Origin of the sequence: Microcoleus sp. bin48.metabat.b7b8b9.023, assembly GCF_013299185.1 — a bacterium.
Lineage (GTDB): Bacteria > Cyanobacteriota > Cyanobacteriia > Cyanobacteriales > Microcoleaceae > Microcoleus.
In genome coordinates, this window is record NZ_JAAFKG010000025.1 from 75,660 (window position 1) to 95,881 (window position 20,222).

General features: G+C 45.2%; 16 protein-coding genes and 1 pseudogene. 11 read left to right on the plus strand and 6 right to left on the minus strand.

What is annotated here, in order from left to right:
• Positions 1 to 146 precede the first annotated feature (146 nt).
• A complete protein-coding gene (locus QZW82_RS15975; RefSeq protein WP_293149779.1) occupies positions 147 to 761 on the plus strand; it encodes a glutathione S-transferase N-terminal domain-containing protein in 615 nt (204 codons plus the stop codon).
• A gap of 233 nt (positions 762 to 994) precedes the next feature.
• Here the strand turns inward: QZW82_RS15975 and QZW82_RS15980 are convergent, their stop codons facing one another.
• The 5 genes from QZW82_RS15980 to QZW82_RS16000 all read right to left on the minus strand — a co-directional run bounded on the left by QZW82_RS15980 (position 995) and on the right by QZW82_RS16000 (position 6,751).
• Entirely contained in the window at positions 995 to 2,419 is a 1,425-nt protein-coding gene (locus QZW82_RS15980) for an NADP-dependent isocitrate dehydrogenase (protein ID WP_293149781.1), read from the minus strand.
• Positions 2,420 to 2,758: 339 nt separating this feature from the next.
• The gene (locus tag QZW82_RS15985) at positions 2,759 to 2,938 is read right to left on the minus strand and encodes a hypothetical protein (protein ID WP_293149783.1); all 180 of its coding nucleotides are present in this window, start codon (positions 2,936 to 2,938) and stop codon (positions 2,759 to 2,761) included.
• Positions 2,893 to 3,507 (minus strand): DedA family protein, encoded by a 615-nt coding sequence (locus QZW82_RS15990; RefSeq protein ID WP_293149785.1) that lies wholly within the window; start codon positions 3,505 to 3,507, stop codon positions 2,893 to 2,895. Before QZW82_RS15990 ends, QZW82_RS15985 begins: the two co-directional genes overlap by 46 nt.
• Before the next feature lie 347 nt (positions 3,508 to 3,854).
• Complete coding sequence (ahcY, locus tag QZW82_RS15995; RefSeq protein ID WP_293149787.1) at positions 3,855 to 5,132, minus strand: adenosylhomocysteinase; 1,278 nt, start codon at positions 5,130 to 5,132, stop codon at positions 3,855 to 3,857.
• A gap of 1,013 nt (positions 5,133 to 6,145) precedes the next feature.
• Positions 6,146 to 6,751, minus strand: a complete 606-nt coding sequence (locus QZW82_RS16000) for a VTT domain-containing protein (protein ID WP_293149789.1) — start codon at positions 6,749 to 6,751, stop codon at positions 6,146 to 6,148.
• A gap of 82 nt (positions 6,752 to 6,833) precedes the next feature.
• Here QZW82_RS16000 and QZW82_RS16005 point away from each other — a divergent pair, with 82 nt between their 5' ends.
• A complete protein-coding gene (locus QZW82_RS16005) occupies positions 6,834 to 7,352 on the plus strand; it encodes a mechanosensitive ion channel domain-containing protein (protein WP_293149791.1) in 519 nt (172 codons plus the stop codon).
• Positions 7,353 to 7,428: 76 nt separating this feature from the next.
• On the opposite strand, the pseudogene QZW82_RS16010 reads toward QZW82_RS16005, so the two are convergent.
• A pseudogene (locus QZW82_RS16010) lies at positions 7,429 to 8,759 on the minus strand (RNA-guided endonuclease TnpB family protein).
• A 712-nt stretch (positions 8,760 to 9,471) separates the two neighbouring features.
• Here QZW82_RS16010 and nfi point away from each other — a divergent pair.
• The 9 genes from nfi to QZW82_RS16060 all read left to right on the plus strand — a co-directional run bounded on the left by nfi (position 9,472) and on the right by QZW82_RS16060 (position 20,116).
• Entirely contained in the window at positions 9,472 to 10,125 is a 654-nt protein-coding gene (gene nfi, locus QZW82_RS16020; RefSeq protein WP_293149793.1) for a deoxyribonuclease V, read from the plus strand.
• 455 nt (positions 10,126 to 10,580) lie between these two features.
• Positions 10,581 to 10,811 carry a KGG domain-containing protein gene (locus tag QZW82_RS16025; protein WP_293149797.1) on the plus strand — a complete coding sequence of 77 codons (231 nt, stop codon included), beginning with the start codon at positions 10,581 to 10,583 and terminating at the stop codon, positions 10,809 to 10,811.
• A gap of 558 nt (positions 10,812 to 11,369) precedes the next feature.
• Positions 11,370 to 11,897 carry an FHA domain-containing protein gene (locus tag QZW82_RS16030; protein WP_293149798.1) on the plus strand — a complete coding sequence of 176 codons (528 nt, stop codon included), beginning with the start codon at positions 11,370 to 11,372 and terminating at the stop codon, positions 11,895 to 11,897.
• A gap of 399 nt (positions 11,898 to 12,296) precedes the next feature.
• Positions 12,297 to 14,300 carry an FHA domain-containing protein gene (locus QZW82_RS16035; RefSeq protein ID WP_293149799.1) on the plus strand — a complete coding sequence of 668 codons (2,004 nt, stop codon included), beginning with the start codon at positions 12,297 to 12,299 and terminating at the stop codon, positions 14,298 to 14,300.
• Between the two features lie 206 nt (positions 14,301 to 14,506).
• Positions 14,507 to 14,935 carry a hypothetical protein gene (locus QZW82_RS16040; RefSeq protein ID WP_293149800.1) on the plus strand — a complete coding sequence of 143 codons (429 nt, stop codon included), beginning with the start codon at positions 14,507 to 14,509 and terminating at the stop codon, positions 14,933 to 14,935.
• Positions 14,936 to 15,184: 249 nt separating this feature from the next.
• A complete protein-coding gene (locus tag QZW82_RS16045) occupies positions 15,185 to 16,318 on the plus strand; it encodes a DNA cytosine methyltransferase (RefSeq protein ID WP_293149801.1) in 1,134 nt (377 codons plus the stop codon).
• A 730-nt stretch (positions 16,319 to 17,048) separates the two neighbouring features.
• Entirely contained in the window at positions 17,049 to 18,401 is a 1,353-nt protein-coding gene (gene miaB / locus QZW82_RS16050) for a tRNA (N6-isopentenyl adenosine(37)-C2)-methylthiotransferase MiaB (RefSeq protein ID WP_293149802.1), read from the plus strand.
• 74 nt (positions 18,402 to 18,475) lie between these two features.
• The gene (locus QZW82_RS16055) at positions 18,476 to 19,375 is read left to right on the plus strand and encodes a hypothetical protein (protein ID WP_293149804.1); all 900 of its coding nucleotides are present in this window, start codon (positions 18,476 to 18,478) and stop codon (positions 19,373 to 19,375) included.
• 312 nt (positions 19,376 to 19,687) lie between these two features.
• A complete protein-coding gene (locus tag QZW82_RS16060; protein ID WP_293149806.1) occupies positions 19,688 to 20,116 on the plus strand; it encodes a hypothetical protein in 429 nt (142 codons plus the stop codon).
• Positions 20,117 to 20,222: the final 106 nt, after the last annotated feature.

The window sequence follows — 20,222 nt, forward strand, 5'->3', positions numbered from 1 at the left end:
CCAAGTTTTTAGAACAGGGTATAAATTCCCGTCTTAAAAACTTTGTCCTAAACTGTCAACTGTTAACTGTGAATTGTCAAATAAGAGGGCGGGCACGGGGGCACCGCCCCTACCATAGGTCAACTATCAACTCTTAACTATCAACTATGATCGATCTCTACACTTTTACCACACCGAACGGCCGCAAAGTCTCGATCATGCTCGAAGAAATAGGTTTACCCTACAACGTGCACGTCATAGACATCAGCAAAAACGACCAATTTAGCCCAGAATTCATCGCCATCAACCCCAACAGCAAAATACCCGCTATAGTCGATCGCGATAACGGCATTACAGTCTTCGAGTCAGGCGCCATCCTGATCTATCTAGCCGAAAAAGCAGGCCAATTTCTGCCCACCGACAAACACAAATACTTTCAAGTCATGGAGTGGCTGATGTTTCAAATGGCCAGCGTCGGGCCAATGTTCGGACAACTAAACCACTTCAGACGTTTCGCACCCGAACAAATTCCCTATGCAATTCAACGCTACGAAAAAGAAACCTTGCGCCTTTACGGAGTATTAGATTCTCAACTAGCAAAATACGAATACATTTGCGGCGAATATTCCATCGCCGATATCGCGACTTATCCGTGGGTGGCTATTTACGAATTTCAAGGATTAACCCTCGACAACCATCCCCACCTCAAACGTTGGGTAGAAACATTGCAGAAGCGTCCCGCCGTTGAGCGCGGTATGGCTGTTCCAGCTATACAAAAATAGCATTTTTTGTCCTAGACACAACTGCCATAATATGGTGTTAATTCTTAGGTACGTTGTTGCGCTTCAGCGCTCTTTTTCTATATCTGCAAGAGCGCTGAAGCGCAACAACGTACCTTTTTTTAATATTAGAGTTGCGTCCAGAACTTAATTTTTTCAACCGCAGATAAGGAAAGATATCACCAATATTATCAGCGTTTATCATCGTTCATCGGCGGTCAAAAAATCTCTCAAACCTAATCAGCAAAGTGCTTAATAATCGCCTCAGCAAACTCAGAACACTTGAGTTCCGGCACCGGAGGCTCCATCAACCTTGCCAAATCGTAGGTAACTTCACCGTTAGAAATTGCAGCGCCCAAACCCTTCTTAATCAAATCTGCCGCTTCCTGCCATCCCATATATTCTAACATCATCACCCCCGACAAAATCAGGGAACCGGGATTAACTCGATCGAGACCGGCGTGCTTAGGTGCAGTGCCGTGAGTCGCCTCAAAAACAGCACATTCATCACCAATATTCGCACCGGGGCCCATGCCCAATCCGCCGACAATTGCTGCGGCTGCATCTGACAAATAATCGCCGTTTAAATTCATCGTTGCCAAAATTGAATATTCGGCTGGTCGAGTTTGAATTTGTTGGAAAATACTGTCAGCAATCCGGTCATTGACCATGATTTTTTCTTTCCACTTTCCGCTACCGTGACTTTCCCAAATTGCGGACAAAACATCGGCAACTTCTTTACAAATTACGGATTGTTTTTCGGGTGTCAAAGCGTCGTAGCCCGGATCTATTTGGCGGGCATTGTCTTCTAAGCTAATCTCGGAATTGTGTTCTTTGTTACCGAGAATCCAAGATTCTCTTTCTGTCACGCAATCAGCGCGAAATTCGGTGGTTGCCAACTCGTAACCCCAATCTCGGAAACCTCCTTCGGTGTATTTCATGATGTTGCCTTTGTGCACCAAGGTTACTTGCTGCTTGTCTTTTGGCAACCGCAAAGCGTGGGTAATTGCCCGCCGCACTAAACGCTGAGAACCGCTTTTGCTAATTGGTTTAATGCCGATCGCAGAATCGAGGCGTATTTGTTTTTTGCCGTGTTCTGGCGTTGCAGGAATTAACTCATTGTTAAGGTATTCAATGAGTTTGTTACCGATTTCGCTGCCTTGTTTCCATTCAATTCCGAGGTAAATATCTTCTGTATTTTCCCGGTAAATAATTACATCTAGCAGTTCGGGAGTTTTGTGCAGCGATGGGGTTCCATCATAATATTTGCACGGCCGCACGCAGGCGTAGAGGTCAAATATTTGGCGCAAGGCTACGTTGAGCGATCGAATTCCGCCACCTACTGGGGTTGTCAGCGGGCCTTTGATGGCGACGCCGTATTCTTTGATGGCGTCTAGGGAATCTTGGGGCAAATACTGGTAGGTACCGTAGACATCGCAGGCTTCGTCGCCTACGTAAATCTTGAACCAGTTAATTTTCCGCTGGCCGCCGTAAGCCTTTTCTACGGCAGTATCCATGACTTTCTGGGATGCTGGCCAGAGGTCTACGCCCGTACCGTCACCGCGTATGAAGGGGATAATTGGGTCGTTGGGGACGATCGGCGAACCGTCTTTGAAAGTAATTTTAGAACCAGTTGTCGGGGCTACAATTTTTTCGTACATATCTTAACAGTGCGGATAGCAATGTTCCCTATTTTGCCACGATTATACCAGAAGGAAGAAGGAAGAAGGAAGAAGGAAGAAGGAAGAAGCGATCGGCTGCGTGTCACTGTGCTAATCTGGCGATCGCCAATTTAAAAATAAATTCAAAAAAGTAGTAAAAATAGCAGAAGTTCGTCTCAAATATGGTCTTCTGTTTATGTTTTGTCGCTAATGTTGAGACATTGTTGAAGCGAGTCAAAATGGCGATTGCTTTTGAACCGCAGATGAACGCAGATTATTTTGAGGATATGGCAACCGCCAAGACTATTAGGAAGTTCTTAATTTCTGAAATCTAAGATTTTATTGCTTCTTCTTTCCTTCCTCCTTCCTCCTTGCTTCTTCTTTCCTTCCTCCTTCCTCCTTGCTTCTTCTTTCCTTCCTCCTTCCTCCTTCCTTCTTCCTTCTTCCTTCTTCCTTCTTCCTTCTTCTTGAATTTACTTGCGATATTTTTCCTTCTGCATATTCTTTTTCACAACCCACAAAATAAAGCCGATGACAAGAGTCACAGCAACTATTTTGGAAACTGGAGCTAGGTAATCATCTACAAGCGCATAATTTTCACCTAATTTGTATCCGGCAAAAGTTAGGAAACTCACCCACAAAATTGTGCCGATTGTTGAGTAGACTAAAAACGGGATTAAAGCCATATTGTTGATGCCAGCGGGCAGGGAAATCAGGGTGCGAACTCCCGGTACGAGGCGACACAAAAATACGGCTTTGTTGCCGTGTCTGTTAAACCATCTATTTGCTTTGTCAATATCGGCGCCGGATACTGTAATCCACTTGCCGTATTTGTCGGCTAAATTCCTCAAGCGTTCTTCGCTCAATAATTTACCCGCATAGTACCAGGGAAGTGCCCCTAGAATGGTGCCGATTGTCCCTGCTGCGATCGCCAGCGTTAAATCCATATCACCCTTGGATGCGGTGAATCCTGCCAGCGGCATGATCAATTCTGAGGGTATGGGCGGGAACAGGTTTTCCAAAAACATCAGCAGTCCAATGCCTAGATAGCCCATCGACTGCATTGTGTTAGTTATCCATTCAACCATTTTGATTTAATAATTTGGTAAGAAGAAGTCAGTAGTCATTAGGCATCAGTCATTAGTCATTGGTCAGTAGTCATCAGTCAGTAGCTCGATCGTTCCTAGGCTGTGCCCAAGGAGTGACAACTTAAGACTGAAATTTTTGATAAATCTCGTTTTTACCACAGTCTAGATCCCCATTAAAAAGGGGGACTTTGATCGGATTCCGGTTCCCCCCTTTTTAAGGGGGGTTAGGGGGGATCTAGACTTCGATACCAACAAGAAAGAGCAACTGCAAATAAGAGAGCCAGAGCCTCCTTGTATTCATTTCCAGGCAGAGCCTGGGAACGAGCAACGAGAAATCAATACAATGATTAAGTTCCCGAAGTCCAAGAGTTGGTGTACTCAATTTGCTCGGGAGTCAAGGTATCAATGAAAATACCCATTGCTTCCAATTTTAGACGGGCAATTTCTCTGTCAACTTCCACTGGGATTGAATGAATACCCGGCTCTAGTTTGCCTTTGTTGGTGACAAGATGTTCTGCTGCTAAGGCTTGGTTAGCAAAGCTCATATCCATCACGGCGCTGGGGTGTCCTTCGGCGGCTGCCAAGTTGATCAAACGGCCTTCGCCCAACACAATAATCGACTTGCCATTATTGAGGCGGTATTCTTGGGTGAAAGAGCGAACTGTCTTCACACCAGTGCTTTTTGCACCGAGGGATTTGAGGTCAATTTCAATGTCGAAGTGACCGGAATTACAAACCATGGCGCCGTCTTTCATGGTGTCGAAATGTTCGGCACGAATGACGTGTTTGTTGCCGGTGACGGTGATGAAAATGTCTCCGACGGCGGCGGCTTCGTCCATTGGCATCACGCGGAAACCATCCATCACTGCTTCGATCGCCCGAATCGGATCGATTTCGGTAACAATTACGTTGGCGCCCATACCGCGGGCGCGCAGTGCCGTGCCTTTGCCGCACCAGCCGTAACCTGCAACCACAATATTTTTACCAGCTAACAAGATATTGGTAGCGCGGATAATGCCGTCTAGAGTAGATTGACCTGTACCGTAGCGGTTGTCAAAGAAGTGCTTCGTATCTGCGTCGTTGACGTTCATCGCCGGGAAAGTCAGCACGCCATCTTTCAACATAGCGCGCAGGCGCACGATGCCTGTGGTGGTTTCTTCGGTGGTGCCGATCAAGTCGGAAATTTGGTTGGGGCGGTGCTGGATCAGAGCAGCTACCACGTCGCTACCGTCGTCGATGATAATGTTGGGACGGTGGTCGAGGGCTGTGTTAACGTGACGTTCGTAGGTAGCCGCGTCTTCTCCTCTGAGGGCGAAGACGGAAATGCCGTAGTCTTCAACTAGGCAAGCTGCTACGTCATCTTGGGTGCTCAAGGGGTTGCTAGCGATGAGTACAGCGTCTGCGCCGCCCATTTTCAGGGCGATCGCCAAATGAGCTGTTTCTGTTGTAACGTGGCAGCAAGCTGAAATACGGATGCCTGCGAAGGGCTTTTCTTTAGCGAAGCGTTCTTGAATTTGACGCAATACCGGCATTTCGCGGCCTGCCCACTCGATACGTTGCTTGCCCAACGGGGCGAGGGATAAGTCTTTGACTTCGTGTTTAATTTTGACGGATGTAGCTACCATTTATGTTATTTCCCAGAAATCATCAAACTTTGTTAGTTTTAGCAGTTGACACTCTCAGGTCTAAAGACACTGAGATTCTTAAGAAATTTCGTTCTTAATATCCCTATTGCTAGGGTTCCTGGGCGCAATCCTCTTGCCAAAAAATGGTGGGCTGCTATCCTTGTCTTTCAACAAGCTCCTCAAGCGTTTAAGGGACTTAGCCCTTGGTTCCGTGGAGTCCCCGCGTACCTTTAATATATGGTAGGCATTTGCTTCCTAGGTTTGCACCTGTGTATCCATCCCAATCTAGATTATAACGGTAATATCCCTTTTTACACTGCTAAAAATATTAAGAATTAAGAAAGATTCACGGCGGTTAAAACCGCCCGTCTCGCTTGCATCGAGCGGTCTAAAGACACGCTCTTTTTCCGCTTGCCGAATGTTTTTTATAAACCCATCGACGATCAAGTGTTGTGATTTAATCTGTGATTTTAGTCCATCACAATCGGCGGTGCTTATCTTAAATTTTGATTGTGAGCGATCGACCAATTTGCGATATCAGCACCGAGCAGTAACTAACACAGCCAGAGTCAGTCGATTTTACATTTGAAATTTTACATTGACTCCACACAGCTATCTGAAATATTCAAATTTCATCTCAAACCTTATCCTAGGGGGACTAACTCTTTTTTGTCAAGTCAATCCGCCTAACTCAACCTAAAATACCGATCCCGAAAAAGCTTGATGTGTAAGCATTCTTCCTTCTTCCTCCTTCCGACTTCCATTTCTCTTCCATTTCTCTTACATTCGTTACATCAATACTTCGGACATTTTTAGATCTAATCGAGTATCTCAAACCCTTGATGGCTATAGGGATGAGTATTTTTTCAATGTTTGAGTCTAGCCCGCTCGTTTCAAAAAAACATTAAAAATGCCAGGGCTTACGCTGTAACGCTTACAGAGTCGTTGAAAAACTGTCCGAAGTATTGTTACATCCATTACATCCGTTACAGAATCCGTTGCCGAACTTCCTTCTACTTATTAGCGCGGCGTTCTTGAATGATATGAATAATCGAAGGCACAAAAGAAAGTACAATTATCACACCAACAATCGGCAGTAAATACTCATCAACTTTGTCCGGAGGAATCATCTTTCCCAAATAATAACCGAGTAGGGTCAACCCCACCGTCCACACAAACCCGCCGATCAGGTTGTAAAACATAAAAGTTTTGTATTTCATTGCCGCCACTCCCGCCACTATCGGTGCAAAAGTGCGGACAATTGGCATAAATCTGGCCAGTACAACTGCTTTGTGGCCGTGTTTTTCGTAGAAGTTTTCAGTTTTTTCTAAATATTCTTTCTTAAAAAGCCACGAATCTTCCTTGTTAAATAAGCGACGGCCCCAACGGTGTCCGCTTGCATAGCCAACATTATCGCCAGCCACCGCGCAGACAAAACACCCAAAAATTAGCGTCCAAATATTCATAGAGTTTGGCCCCGACGCCACAATGCCCGCAGCAAATAGCAAGCTGTCTCCCGGCAGAAAAAAACCGAACAGCAATCCGGATTCCGCGAACACAATAGCCCAAATTCCCAAATAGCCGAAGGTTTTAATCAGTTGCTGCAAATCAAAATTCATCTTTCTGTTTTTCCGGGGAATGAACTCAGCATTACATATATGACATCTATGATATCATTGTCTGTTGAATATAGCATAAACGATGGTCTGGCAAAATAATAAATTAGCCAGCGATCGATATATTTACCTAAAAATTTTTAGTTCAAATTTAACAATGGGCGCCATAATTCAACAAATTAAAACTAGCTTGTTAAATCTGCTGGGTCAAGCGATCGAGGCAATGCCTTCAATAGCAGCGGCTGTGGTAGTTATTGTGCTGACGAACACGGCAGCAAAGTTTGTTAGCCTCGCAGTCTCGGCACCTACTCAACAGACTGTCAAAAGTTTATCCTTGCGATCGCTCTTGGTGCAGATAGCCTTTGCCCTCACTTGGGCGGCTGGCAGTTCGATCGCCTGCGTCATTGCTTTCCCGGCTTTGCGTCCCGGAGACATCATCGGTTTGTTAGGATTGGGTTCAGTAGCTGTTAGTTTTGCCTTCCAAGATATCTTCAAAAACTTTTTAGCAGGCATCTTGATGCTGTTGCACGAACCGTTTCAATTAGGCGACCAGATAGTTGTAGAAGGCTTTGAAGGTACAGTCGAAGAGATTTCGATGCGTTGAACTCAAATTATGACTTATCAGGGAGAGCGAGTGATTGTGCCGAATGCGATCGTCTTTACCAATTCAGTGCGGGTACTCACTGCCATGGCACACAGGCGAACTGACTTGCCTTTAATTTTGGACTACGATACCGAACCTTCCTTCGCAATTGAAACCTTGGGTGAACTACCCGCACGCTTATCGAAGCGATTATAGTGCAAGCTTCTAACATCGCGGGGCAATGCCGAGCGAACTGACTTACGTCATGCACGTTGGTCTTACTTCCCCTCCACTCTTCAGAAACGGCTGTTCCATCCGTTTGTAGCATTCTGATACCTTCTGCTCTAATATTTGTTGCTGCATTACCATCGCGATCGTGACGAGTGCCACAATTGGGACAAGTCCACTCTCTAACATCAAGTGGTAACTTATCAATTTGGTAATAACAGCTAGAGCAAAGTTTAGAACTGGGGAACCATCGGTCAATTTCTATTAACTTCCCACCTTTTTTATCTAGCTTGTAAGCTAAGAAATTAGTAAAAGTTCCCCATCCAGCATCAGATATTGCTTTAGCTAAATTGTGGTTGCGTACCATGCCTTTAACATTAAGATTTTCTACTACGACAACTTGGTTTTCGTTGACGAGTTTTCTTGATAACTTATGCAAAAAATCTTGACGGGATTTAGCTATCCGAGCGTACACTTTAGCTACAGTCTTTTTAGCTTTGTTTCTTGATTTACTTCCTTTCTGTTTTTTTGCTAGCTTTTGTTGCTTGCGTTTAAGATTTTTTTCATGTTTGGCTAAGTGCTTAGGATTACTGTATTTAGAGACTTTAGTGCCATCACTCGCGATCGCAAAATGAGTCAATCCTAAGTCAATCCCAATTACTTTACCCTCAGTTGAAAATGTTGGGTTTTCACCTTCAGCCTCGGTCAATATTGATGCAAAGTATTTCCCTGATGGTTCTAAGCTGACCGTTACAGTCTTAATTATTCCTTCAATATTCCTATGCAGCTTAGCTTTAATTTTACCGACTTTGCCAGGAAATTGAACAAGCCCCTCAAATACTTTCACATTCTGAGGATACTGAATTGACTGCTTGCCCTGTTTTGACTTGTAACGGGGGAATCTAGCACGACCTGCAAAAAAGTTTTTATAGGCTGTTGTTAGATTGAGCGTTGTTGCTTGCAAAACTTGGCTGTAACGTAACATTCAGATAACCATAAAGTTTCTTCTGCTTTTTTAATATGGGGGTAAGAAGGTATTAAGTGCTGATTGACCGAGGCTTTTTCCGGTTTTTTGTAAGTCTCGATCGACTTGTTTAAAGCGTAATTCCACCACCATCTAGCACAGCCAAAGTGCTGAGATAATAACACCTGTTGTTCTGGTGTTGGATAAACTCTAACTTTGACCGCTTTGTGTAACATCTTAACACCTCCTTACTGCATTATACACAAAACAGTAAGAGTATCGAGAAGATTTGGAAATTTGAGTGGAGCCTATTTCTCTGCCTTTCATCCCACCGCGCTAAGATTAGTACATCTTCTTCGGGGGACTTCCCGGCGAGGTAGTTAAAGTTTGTCGCTGCAACCGTTGAGCTTCTGCTTGCTATGAGAGCCCGGTTAATTTGGGCTTGAGCATCTTGGGTTGCTTTTTTAACTGTGAACTACCTACACGCTTCCTGGCGGTGAGCGTGTAGGCTTCCGAATTCAATGGGGATTACCTCAACTTTCATAGATTTTTTACGTCCTGAAGATTTTGGTCTTACATCCCCTCCAAGGGCAGAAGCGCTAGTTCCTAACGCCAGAATTCGCAAACCTTCATTTCTAATATTTATTGCAGCATTAATATCTCTATCATACTGAACTGCTTTTCCTCCTTCCTCCGACTTCCATCGGACTTCTGTCAACTGTCAACTGTCAACTGTCAACTGTCAACTGTCAACTGTCAACTCTTCCTTCCTCCTTCAAAATCTGCTAGAGAAGGGGCATTGGTGGGACTTACCCAACCCAAAGCGAGTATAAAAAAAGACTCTTTGGGCAAGTTTTGAATTTATAGCGACAAATGTTAAAAATTAGAATTTGAAAATGGCAGAAAATAAGCTAAAGTTAGATGAGAACGGTTGAAGAAAAATATCTAATGTTGCAGCAACACCCTTGGCCGAAGACAATTGAAGAGGCGATCGTCATTCAAGATGTTCTCCGGTCAGAGGTAATTACCGAAAATCTACGGTCGCCAGTTCGGTACGTCGCAGGCGTAGATGTCGGCTACGACAGTGTAGAAGGCGTATCGCGGGCCGCTGTAACAGTTTTGAGCTTTCCAGACTTGCAATTACAGCAGCAGTCTGTGGTTCGCAGTCCTACAGCTTTTCCTTACGTTCCCGGTTTCCTGTCTTTTCGAGAAGTGCCGGCAGTCCTCGACGCTTTACAAAATATCAGTTTGAGACCAGACTTGATATTGTGCGACGGTCAAGGACTAGCTCACCCCCGCAGGTTCGGCCTGGCCTGCCATTTGGGAGTTTTGACAGGAATTGCGACGATCGGAGTTGCCAAAACTAGATTTATCGGAGAACATTCAGAAGTAGGGTTCGAGCGGGGCAGTTGGCAGCCTTTGCTGCACGAGGGATCAACGGTAGGCGCAGCGTTAAGGACGCAAACAGGGATAAAACCGATTTATGTATCGATCGGTCATAAGGTAAACTTGATAAGTGCGATCGAGTACGTCCTGCACTGCGCCCCGAGGTATCGCTTGCCAGAAACAACTCGATCGGCAGACCAACTAACATCGGGATAACTGGGCGGCCCCGAAGGCATCAAAAAAATAAAAAGTCAAAAGATAAAAAAGCATCCCTCTTTGGACTTTGAATTTTAGAAGTGTCGCCGTTAAGTCGAAAAATGCTCTGAGTGTATCGCCAATCAGCTTTCGGTTCCATCCTTCCAGCGAACTAAAGAATGACTATACCTGAGAAAGAGGTATAAAAGTTGGGGGATTTCTAGAATGATTGAAAGACAGTAATCAGCTTAAACATTGACGGCTTGAACTACAGTACCCGGGCGTGAACTATGTTTAGTTCACATTTGTAAATTATCAAACAGTCATCCTGCGACTTAAACTCAAAGTTTACATTTGTCAGATGACGTTTCATAATTTACCGTCTAACCTCTCATCGCTGGCTGGGAGTCCCAACTACGGTGGGAGGTGGAGGCGGGATCGATCTAAAAAATCAGCAAACAAACAAGGAGACAGTCATGGCTGAGAAAAGCAAACGTGGATTCGCATCTATGGACGCAGAAAAACAGCGCGCAATTGCTAGCAAAGGCGGAAAAGCTGCACACGCGAAAGGAACTGCACACGAATTTACTTCGGAAGAAGCCAGAGAAGCCGGTCAAAAAGGTGGCGAAGCTGTCAGCAGAAATCGGGAACACATGGCTCAAATTGGTCGCGAAGGCGGCCGGAAAAGCCGCAAAAGCGAAGCTTAATTGAGTCTGTGACTATTTAACACAGTGACTGAAATATCGTCACTGTGCGATTCTTAAGAAGTTATAAAGCTGTCTTGAGGGTCAAGAAGTTTGCGGGCTAGACAAGGCAAGCAAACACCAGTCTGTCTCTCAATAAAAGCCAATCCGATCGCAAAAAGCCCCGATTTCGGGGCTTTTTTGTTTGTGAGACGAAATATTTGGTTAACTCGTATAGACTTTCTCAAAAACATGAGGTACTCATGGGCATAGGGCATAGGCCAAACCGGGCATAGAGTTCCGTGGGCATACTTCACTTTTTTTGAGAACCGCTATATATAGCAAGCCTCTCATCAGTTGTGTAATTGTTGTAGGGTTCTAACCACGCCCGGTTGCCCGATAGATATGGGGTAGGCGAAGAAAGGCACTACCCTACAAATTTATCTGAATCATTTAGGATTGCTATATAAACGGACATCGAGGGAACGCAAGACTACTTGTAGCGCATCCCAATGAAGTTTCAAGAATATCCGCACTTTTAGGGCGGGGAGTATATTAAATATTTCAGGAAACTATAGAACGATGACAAACCAGCTTAATTTAACATGGACAGAGGCTGGGGTTCGTCAAACTCAGACGATTCTAAACGAACAGCCAAGCAAAAACCCGGGAAGCGTGAGACTCGGACGCGACCCAGCGCAGTGCGATATAGTATTTTCGGATTCCAGTGTATCGGGGTTGCACGTGGAAATATTTTTTAATGAGGAATTGCAGGAGTATGCAGTGCGGAATTTGCGCCCCAGCAATCCGCCCCTGGTAGACGGAAAAATTCTCGCCTCGGGCGAAGCAATATTGAAATCCGACAGTCGCATCCATTTAGGCCAAGTGGAAATTGAGGTGAATGTAACTGAGGTGCACTTAGCCGCGCCGCTGACAGTTTTGCTTGGGGCGCCTCCGGTGCAAATTTCTTCCCCGCCGGCGCAGCCTTCTACCTACGGTTTGCAGTGTCCCAAGTGCAGCCGGGTTTCGCCTTACGCGCAGTTAAGTGCGGGGTGTCCGTGGTGCGGTACTTCTTTGGCGGCGGCGGCGAGTGTGGTGCTGTCTCCTTGAGGGGAGAGAAAAAGCCAGAATCGGGCGATCGCTCTTTTGTTCGATCGCGCGATCGCCAATGCTAGGATCGTGCAGGAAACAGCACCTAATTTTCGCTTCCTGACACTTTTGGGAGTGCATTCAATCCAAAATCTCAAATATCAGCGGTAAGATGCACCATTGGCAGCCCACACTTTAAATACGACAAGTGGCGCATTTGGCTTAGTTTCACCCGATTGCTACGGAAAATCTAGCGTTGAACCAACAGAAATCTACAGATATTCTCGGTTTCTAGCCCCCATGCACCCAAAACTATTAAAGTTTTTGATACAAGCCCCGAGCTCAAATCAAATCTCTCAAATTCAAAAATCTTTTTTCCCAGAAAGCTCAAAGCCGACGGCTGATGTTTAAAAAATAATAATGAATCCTCAACCCTTGCACCTGCGACTTACTTGGAAAGATACAGCTACGGGGGATTGTCGCTCCCCGATACTCGAATTGCCCATCGCTTTGGGACGTATTTTTGAAGGTATGCCCTCCACCATCAACGGTGAGCGAGTTTCTCGAATTCCCCTCAAAAGCAGTCAAGTGTCTCGGTTTCACGCTGTGATTGCCACCGAAGGCGACAGTATCGTAGTTACTGACACCGGCAGCCGTAACGGTACTTTTGTCAACGGCACCCGCCAAACCCGGTGCGTGCTGGCAAATGGCGATATGCTGCAAATCGGGCCCTACAAGATAGCCATTTCATTTACTGTTAATTCCACAGAAACCCAGTCTGTCAATTCTCACATTTTCTTTAACCCGCAGACCAATAGGCCAGACCCCGCGTTGGGGCAGCCCATGGTGTCGCCGGTGCCTCAAACAAATAGTAGGGAAGAATTTCCGCCGATCGCATTTTTGCAGGCAAATCAAGTCACAATGCGATCGATCCAATCTATGGGACTGCCGGTTGAAGAAATTGATTGGGCTGCTGTTGGTGGCGGTTTGGGCAGCTTGATTTGGGTGGATTTGCTGAGAATTTGCGGCGTGAAGGTCGATCGAATTGCCGTTCTGGGCATGGAATCGGAACCCTACGCCCGTTACCGTCGGTTGTGCCTGAATTCTCAAATTCCGCTGCGAGAACGCCTGCGATCGAATTCTGACTCGTGTCCGGACAACATTTGGGGCTGGCCTCCCTATGCTTTGCGGGAAGCTTGGCAGGTATTGCTGAAAGGGCGGTTGATGGTGTCGCTAAAGTTGATGTGGCAGGTGTTTGCGGAACCGACTTTTGCCGAAACTTATACGCCGCGCGCCGGGAATGTGTTTGACTCGATTGACAGGGAAACTGTGCGTATCGGGTGGAATCAGATGTTTCGCTACGGGAGAGTGCGGGCGATTCGGAAGACAGATGACGGCAGGTACGCGATCGCTTATTCTCGATCGAATGCCAATCAACGCGATCGTGCTTTTTTAATCGCCAAATACGTACACTTAGCCACCGGCTATCCCGCAATTCAATTTTTGCCAGACTTGCAAGAATATCGCGAAAAAACCCAGGATTTTGAGTCGGTTGTTAACGCTTACGAAAGCCACGACGGCGTTTACGAAAAGTTGGAGGCGAAGGGCGGCAGCGTTTTAATTAGAGGGCGGGGAATTGTGGCTTCGCGGGTGGTGCAGCGAATTTATGAAGCGCGACAGCGAAATGCCAACATTCAAGTATTGCATTTGATGCGATCGCCCAAACCTCAAGGTAACAAATTCGATCGAGCTCAGAGAAACGTCGAAAATCACTATGAATTTCAACCTTTCAACTGGCCCAAAGCCTGTTGGGGCGGCGAACTCCGCGTACTTTTGGAAAAAGCCAAACCCGAATTTCGCCCGCAGTTTCTCGGAGACTGGGGCGGCACTACCACAGCCAATCGCAGCGACTGGCGGCGGATAGTCAAAGAAGGTTTAAGTCAAGGATGGTATCAAATTACCTTCGGGGAAGTCGAGCGAGTCGAGCGCGACAGTCAAAATCGCACCGTGACTTACATTCAGGAAAAGGATCTCAAGGGGCAAATTAAGTTACAAGCTGATTTTATTATTGACGCAACGGGTTTGGACGCTAAGGTAAAAACCAGTCCCCTGCTAGAGGATTTGGTAGTTCAATACAATCTTCCCCTCAATAATTTGGGGCGTTTGAGTGTCAACAACGATTTTGAAGTCCCCGAATTACGCAATGCCTCCCCCAACAACCCTGAAGGGCGGGTGTACACAGCGGGCGCGATTACTTTGGGCGGGCCTTACGCACCCGTAGACAGCTTTTTGGGCTTGCAATACGCCGCCCTGCGTTCTGTTGAAAGTCTGGCAGCTAACGGAGCTCCGGGTGTTGGGAAATTGAGCGTTTGGCGATCGTTCCTACAATGGTCAAAGTGGATTTTAAATAAATCTCCAGGATAATTTGAATAAGAAAGAAGGAAGAAGAAAGAAGGAAGAAGGAAGAAGGAAAGACCCGTAAAATTAGTTCGTAGTGAGGACTTTAGTCCTCAAACTCTTATAACTTCTTATTCAATTTAAAATCCCCAATCTTAATCCCAAATCGAAGGTGCTTCGCATTCAATCTCAAATCTCCAATCCCCAATCTAAAATCCAAAATCTAAAATCGAATGACCCCCACCTTATTCGGCCGCTGGCAAACTCGGTTACTGCTATTTGCCACCGTAGGCGTTTTAGTAACCCTACCCTTTTTTCTGGGTTTAATTACCTCCACATCAGGCTCAATTTTTTTCTTTATTTTAGGGTATGTAGCAATTTTTGGCATCGCCTGGGATGTCATATATATCTACATCCAGCAGTTACGCTGGGATCGAGATTGGCCCGGAGCATTTCAACTAATCGCCGGGATTTGGGAAGCACTTTTTGTGTTATTTTTAATCAAAATTATCGGTTTACCCGGAATACCTGGGCAAGATTTTGACTTGGGAGCTTTTGCATTGCATTATAGTTTAGTGTGGCTGGCTATTTATCTAGCATCGCAAACACTGATGCGAATTTTATTTCCCTACTGGCGTTTCCGAGGCGGTCAATGGTTTTAAGAATAGACTTGAATTTCCTAAATCTTTGAGGAGAGAGGGAAACCGCAGATGTCAGGCAGATTGACGCAGATAAACGCAGATATTTTTGATATAGGAAAACGCATGAAGATAATGTGGTTGTCTAATAGTTTTGAGTAGGGAAACGGCACTGCCTTGTCGGGCGAGGGGTTCTGCGACTTTTAATAATAGTCAGGTGTACGCGCAACCGAATTTATAGTAAGCTTAGTTTAAAATAACTGGGATGATTTAATGTACCGTTCTCCCTGTATATTCTCCTTTTTTTCCGGTTCGGGATTCCTTGACCTCGGTTTTGAATTAAGTGGGTTTCATGTAGCCTATGTCAATGAAATTTTCTCACCTTTCATGCAAGCATACCGCTACTCTCGGCAATGCCTGAATTTGCCGTTACCGGAATACGGATACTGCGAAGGAGAGGAAGCAGATGTCACTCAACTTGTAGGGGGAAAACCAGCTTCTCGCCTGCGGGAATTGATGCAGGATGCCCGCCAGCATCACGATATTGTGGGATTTATCGCGGGGCCGCCTTGTCCAGACTTTTCTGTGGGTGGCAAAAACCGAGGGCAGGAAGGAGATAAAGGCAAACTTTCAGCTTCCTACATTGAATTGATTTGCCAGCAGCAGCCGGATTTCTTTTTGTTTGAAAATGTCAAAGGTTTGTGGAGGACAAAAAAACATAAAGCTTTTTACGACGAACTCAAGCTTAAGTTGGCTGATTCGGAATATTTTTTTGTGGAACGTTTAATAAATGCGATCGAATATGGAGTACCGCAGGATAGAGACCGCATTATTTTGATTGGCTTTAAAAAAAATCTTGTCACAAATCTGGGGATTATCCTAGATGAATCCAGCCCAATGTTACCTGAAAAATTATTTCCCTGGGAAACTCAGGTATTATATCCCAAATCAGAAGTTTTTTGTCATCCTTGGCCTGAAAGAAATGCTTTTGTACGTGATGGTTTCTTGCCTTGTCCCGATGGCATCACCCAAGAATTAACAGTTGAGTTTTGGTTTCACAAAAATGATGTTCTCAACCATCCCAACGCTGAACATTATTTTCAACCAAGAGCAGGTATTAAAAGGTTTGCTGAGGTCGATGAGGGAGACGATTCAAAAAAATCTTTCAAGCGCCTGCACCGCTGGCGTTATTCGCCGACTGCTTGTTATGGAAATAACGAAGTTCACTTGCATCCTTACAAAGTTCGCAGGCTTTCTGTTGCTGAAACACTAGCTATTCAGTCGCTACCAAAAGAGTTTGCACTGCCGAATAATATGACGCTGACTAATATGTTTAAAACTGTGGGGAATGGAGTTCCTTATCTCGCCGCGCAAGGTATTGCTAGAACAATTTTAGATTTTTTATAATCTAAATAGATCTATAGTTGCCCATCAAGATGGCTCTCAGCAATTTGGTTTGTAGTGAGGACTTTAGTCCGCAGAAAAAGAGAGGACTAAAGTCCTCACTACAAACGATTTCGATAATTTAGTTTGTAGTGAGGACTTTAGTCCGCAGAAAAAGAGAGGACTAAAGTCCTCACTACAAACGATTTCGATAATTTAGTTTGTAGTCAGGACTTTAGTCCGCAGAAAAAGAGAGGACTAAAGTCCTCACTACAAACGATTTCGATAATTTAGTTTGTAGTCAGGACTTTAGTCCGCAGAAAAAGAGAGGACTAAAGTCCTCACTACAAACGATTTCGATAATTTAGTTTGTAGTCAGGACTTTAGTCCGCAGAAAAAGAGAGGACTAAAGTCCTCACTACAAACGATTTCGATAATTTAGTTTGTAGTCAGGACTTTAGTCCGCAGAAAAAGAGAGGACTAAAGTCCTCACTACAAACGATTTCGATAATTTAGTTTGTAGTCAGGACTTTAGTCCGCAGAAAAAGAGAGGACTAAAGTCCTCACTACAAACGATTTCGATAATTTAGTTTGTAGTCAGGACTTTAGTCCGCAGAAAAAGAGAGGACTAAAGTCCTCACTACAAACGATTTCGATCGGGAGCAAATTAACTGGATATGATATTACCCACAGAAGTGTTATAATAACTTGTTAAGGTTGAAAACCTAGATTTTTTATTTTCCTGCAATTCGCCATGACTGTTAAACCCCGCCGCTATCACATTACCACTTTCGGATGCCAGATGAACAAAGCCGACTCCGAACGGATGGCTGGCATTCTGGAAAATATGGGCTTTGAGTTCTCGGAAGACCCTAACGATGCTAGTTTGATTCTCTACAATACTTGCACCATTCGCGATAATGCCGAACAAAGAGTTTATTCTAACCTGGGAAGGCAAGCTCATCGCAAGCGCAAAGAACCGGGTTTAACTTTAGTTGTAGCTGGATGCGTGGCGCAGCAGGAAGGTGAAGCGCTGTTGCGTAGAGTGCCAGAATTAGATTTAGTAATGGGCCCGCAACACGCTAACAGACTTGAAGATTTGCTGGAACAAGTTTTTCAGGGAAATCAAGTTGTGGCGACGGAAGCTGTGGAGATTATGGAGGATATTACTAAGCCTCGCCGCGACAGCCAGGTGACTGCTTGGGTGAATGTAATTTATGGCTGTAATGAACGCTGCACTTATTGTGTTGTGCCGAATGTTCGCGGGGTTGAACAGTCGCGAATGCCGGAGGCTATTCGGGCTGAAATGGAGGAATTGGGCCGTCAAGGTTACAAGGAAGTGACTTTGTTGGGGCAGAATATTGATGCTTACGGGCGCGATTTGCCGGGGACGAAACCGGATGGTAGCAACCTACATACTTTGACTGATTTGCTTTATTTTGTGCAAGATGTTCCTGGAGTCGATCGCCTGCGTTTTGCTACTAGCCACCCTCGCTATTTTAATGAACGATTGATTAAGGCTTGTGCGGAGTTGCCGCAGGTTTGCGAACATTTTCACGTGCCTTTTCAGTCTGGGGATAATGAGATTCTGAAGGCGATGTCTCGGGGTTACACTCAGGAGAAATATCTGCGAATTGTTGATACGATTCGCCGTTATATGCCTGATGCTTCGATTACGGCTGATGCGATTGTCGGGTTTCCTGGGGAGACGGAGGCGCAGTTTGAGAAGACTCTGAAGTTGATCGAAGATGTGGGTTTTGATTTGGTGAATACTGCTGCTTATTCGCCTCGCCCGGGAACGCCTGCTGCTTTGTGGGAAAATCAGTTGACTGAGGAGGTAAAAGCCGATCGCCTGCAACGTATCAATCATGTCGTGACAACAACGGCTATGGAGCGATCGCAGCGCTATTTCGGGCGCACGGAGGAGGTTTTGGTGGAAGTCCAAAATCTCAAAGATCCAACTCAGGTGATGGGGCGCACTCGTGGCAATCGTCTCACATTTTTTAAGGGGGATATTGCACAATTGGCTGGTAAGATTGTGCGTGTTAAAATTACTGATATTCGCGCTTTTAGTTTGACTGGCGAAATGCTGGAAAATCTAAATTAGATTGCGAATTTAATTTCTTTTCCTCCCCTTCCATATCTACTAACTCAAAAATATTCCCCGTTCCCCTGATTAAAATGGAAAAACCAATTCGCATTTTACTGCAAACAACGATTCCAACAACTGAGGATGACTGGAGTATCGAGCGTTTCTCTTTGTTGCGAGACTATTTGGCCGATCTGAAGGACGATCGGGGAAATCAATTATTTCAAGTAACGGCAAGAAACCGCGAATCAAATATAGAAGGAAATGACCCAATCCTAAGCAGTTTGGGAGAATCAAGATTTGACGAGCTGTGGCTGTTTGCTGTTGATGTAGGAGACGGTTTGACTGAAAAAGATTGTGCGGGAATTAAGGCTTTTCACCAACGGGGTGGGGGGATTTTGGCAACTCGCGATCATCAAGATTTAGGTTCGTCTATCTGCACTCTTTCCGGTGTGGGGGCTGCACATTTTTTTCAAACTAAAAATGTCGATCCAGATCCATCGAAACATTGCAGAGATGATGTTGATACTACTAATATTTCTTGGCCTAATTATCATTCTGGACGCAATGGGAATTATCAGAGAATTATCCCGATCGCTCCGGTGCATTCTCTTTTGCAAAGGCCTGGTGCTTCTGCCGAAGCGATCGAGTTTTTTCCGGCTCATCCCCATGAAGGTGCTGTGGGTGTCCCCCCAGGCGATCGGTACGGTAGGGTAATTGCACAAGGGAAAAGTTTGGTGAGCGATCGCATTTTTAACCTCGCTGTTGCTTTCGAGTGGCCTCCCGATACGATCGGAAATCAGCTCGGACGTGCAGTGGCTCAATCGACTTTTCATCATTTCTGCGATTATAATTGGAATGTGGATATGGGCTGCCCGAGCTTTGTGAGCGAACCGCTGGGAAATACTATGCAAGCAGAGTCACAGGCTTTAGATGATATCAAAACTTATGTCCGCAATTTAGCTTTGTGGCTGGCTGGAACACCGCAATAAAACTCTAATTTGTAGTGCTGTCGCCGCTCGCTAATACTCGCGATTTCGCGACAGATCGCACTCGAAGAAAAAATGCTTTTGACCAAAATGAGATGCTCCCGATCCTTCGGAGTTAACTCCTTGGATAGATGCGGACTGAAGTCCTCACTACTAACATTGTTGGCGGGCGATCGACTGAACAGGATCTGAGGTTGGTGGCTGGGTTCATCTCATTTTGGCAATGGCTCAGAGGGCTAAAGCCCAACAACATACCTCATCTTTCTGAAAACTGCATTAGATTTGATTTTTATTAAGAAAAGAGAGTTTAAATCCATGACACAAAGTTCAGAATTCGACGCACAACAGTCAAATCCTCAAACAATTGCTCAAACAGACGCAGAAGATGAATTGCCGCAGCCAAACGAACGCGGAGAGTATAAAAGAACATCTCACCGATATTGGGAAGCCACAAATTCTGATCCGAATGGTGTCAAATGTCGCATGGGCACGCACTCTATTCAGGAAATAGAAGATCCAGGGAGCAAGGTAAATTTAAATATTGCCAGTTGGCCTGTAGTTGGTACTTTGAAACCAGGGCAGAATTTTGAAATCTATCTCGGCCCTAGCGGATTGGGGGTTTTGTACGATGCCCAACGTCAACCTTGGTTTTTTATAGAAAAAAGTGAGGGTAGCGGCGCGCCGAATAATTGTTTTGTTCAGGCTACCAGCAGTTTTGTGAAAGGGAGCATCCCGGTTATGTAAATATCGGAATAACAATAGTCCGGACAGTTTTCAATGACCAACGGTAGAATGGGGGTTCTGGGTTCCAGCCTCTGTGAAATATTAACGGTAGAATGAGGCTTTGGGT

What these genes read in the sequence shown, in the direction of transcription:
- nfi (WP_293149793.1), top strand. Translation starts at nt 9,472, where the DNA reads ATGTTGCAGCAACACCCTTGGCCGAAGACAATTGAAGAGGCGATCGTC.
- QZW82_RS15975 (WP_293149779.1), top strand. Translation starts at nt 147, where the DNA reads ATGATCGATCTCTACACTTTTACCACACCGAACGGCCGCAAAGTCTCG.
- ahcY (WP_293149787.1), bottom strand. Translation starts at nt 5,132, where the DNA reads ATGGTAGCTACATCCGTCAAAATTAAACACGAAGTCAAAGACTTATCC.
- QZW82_RS16045 (WP_293149801.1), top strand. Translation starts at nt 15,185, where the DNA reads ATGTACCGTTCTCCCTGTATATTCTCCTTTTTTTCCGGTTCGGGATTC.
- QZW82_RS16060 (WP_293149806.1), top strand. Translation starts at nt 19,688, where the DNA reads ATGACACAAAGTTCAGAATTCGACGCACAACAGTCAAATCCTCAAACA.
- QZW82_RS16040 (WP_293149800.1), top strand. Translation starts at nt 14,507, where the DNA reads ATGACCCCCACCTTATTCGGCCGCTGGCAAACTCGGTTACTGCTATTT.
- QZW82_RS15980 (WP_293149781.1), bottom strand. Translation starts at nt 2,419, where the DNA reads ATGTACGAAAAAATTGTAGCCCCGACAACTGGTTCTAAAATTACTTTC.
- QZW82_RS16030 (WP_293149798.1), top strand. Translation starts at nt 11,370, where the DNA reads ATGACAAACCAGCTTAATTTAACATGGACAGAGGCTGGGGTTCGTCAA.
- QZW82_RS16025 (WP_293149797.1), top strand. Translation starts at nt 10,581, where the DNA reads ATGGCTGAGAAAAGCAAACGTGGATTCGCATCTATGGACGCAGAAAAA.
- QZW82_RS16000 (WP_293149789.1), bottom strand. Translation starts at nt 6,751, where the DNA reads ATGAATTTTGATTTGCAGCAACTGATTAAAACCTTCGGCTATTTGGGA.
- QZW82_RS16035 (WP_293149799.1), top strand. Translation starts at nt 12,297, where the DNA reads ATGAATCCTCAACCCTTGCACCTGCGACTTACTTGGAAAGATACAGCT.
- QZW82_RS15990 (WP_293149785.1), bottom strand. Translation starts at nt 3,507, where the DNA reads ATGGTTGAATGGATAACTAACACAATGCAGTCGATGGGCTATCTAGGC.
- QZW82_RS16055 (WP_293149804.1), top strand. Translation starts at nt 18,476, where the DNA reads ATGGAAAAACCAATTCGCATTTTACTGCAAACAACGATTCCAACAACT.
- miaB (WP_293149802.1), top strand. Translation starts at nt 17,049, where the DNA reads ATGACTGTTAAACCCCGCCGCTATCACATTACCACTTTCGGATGCCAG.
- QZW82_RS16005 (WP_293149791.1), top strand. Translation starts at nt 6,834, where the DNA reads ATGGTCTGGCAAAATAATAAATTAGCCAGCGATCGATATATTTACCTA.